The organism is Chryseobacterium rhizosphaerae, assembly GCF_003385455.1.
In the GTDB taxonomy this organism is placed as follows: Bacteria; Bacteroidota; Bacteroidia; order Flavobacteriales; family Weeksellaceae; genus Chryseobacterium; species Chryseobacterium rhizosphaerae.
In genome coordinates this window covers 1-1,219 of the sequence record NZ_QNUF01000072.1, presented here as the reverse complement: position 1 = coordinate 1,219, position 1,219 = coordinate 1, and the positions used below count along the sequence as shown (strand labels likewise).

The 1,219-nt window shown below is 37.4% G+C and carries 1 protein-coding gene; it reads right to left on the bottom strand.

Annotated elements, in window-relative coordinates; translation table 11 throughout:
* A partial coding sequence (locus DRF57_RS23390) for an FG-GAP repeat domain-containing protein (RefSeq protein WP_133297564.1) occupies positions 1 to 1,205 on the bottom strand: 1,205 nt, incomplete at its 3' end.
* Between the last annotated feature and the right edge of the window lie 14 nt (positions 1,206 to 1,219).

Genomic DNA, 1,219 nt, shown 5'->3' with positions numbered 1-1,219 from the left:
ATCTGATTGTAGGAGAAAACCTGAACAATATCGGATTTTCCATCTTTATTCATATCGGTAACAGAAAAGAAGTATTGTTTGGCAAATTTTGCATAATTGCCGTTCATTTCTTTCTGTAACTTTCTATAGGTAAAAAATTCTTTCTTCAGGAAAGGCTTAAATCCTTTTTCTGTTCCCATATAAAACCTCCAGTCATCAGGCTTTCCTACAGCATAATCTGTGATAGGAATAGCAAAATCAAGCTTGCCGTCCCCATTATAATCCCCATACAATACCGGAAATTCTGAATCTTTAGTTTCAAGCAGAAGCCCTGAAAACCGTACTTTCTTCTCATATTGGATATTGGGGGTGTTGCTTTTTACAAATTCAAGGACGGCATATTGAGAACCCCATACACTGATAACTTCCACCTTTCCGTCTCCGTCAATATCCATATATTTCTGATCGGGATACGAGTTTTCATTAAGAGCCGTAACAATGCTGCCCAATGGTGTACCCGGAGATTTAAGGTCTACGAGATATACTGTTTGAAAAGCAGCTGAAGCATTATCCCTGATAAAAAGGTTGGGAATACCATCCCCATCAATATCACCTACATCCAGCGTAAGATTGTCATCACATGTAGGTGAGCATGGTATATACAGATTTCTTTCAAATATCTTTACAAAAGCATTATTTCTAAGGATATAGCCGAAAACTTTACCGTTTTTATATTCAACAACGCCGTTTCCATTATATACCTGGCCTTCTTCATCCAATAAAGTGCCGGCTACTTTAGCATTAGCACCAAAGACCTGACCTGTACTAATGGTTGTAAAAGTCTCATTAAAAGCCCCCAGCTTCACCGTACCGTTGTTCATTATGAAATCCAGATAGGAATCACCGTTAAAATCTCCCACCAATTTTACGTTATCAAAAGGATCAGGCTCAGCGACATACTCTGCATAGGAAGAATTTTCCATAGCCGGATAATTCAGGACAATTGGATTGGCAGGTTCATTATTAGCATTGTATTCAGTAATTTTATTAGCAAACTGGTAATTGGTTCCATTGCCTGTATACTCTATGCTGTATCTCTTAAACTGATTATTATTAGTAAGTACCTTGACCTCAGAAAGGATTTTGCTTTGGTAAGATTTGAGATCTTGTATGTAAGATTCCTCTTTCAGTTCCCTTTCGTTATAAACAAACTGTATGGTGTTCATATGAGGTGTATTCA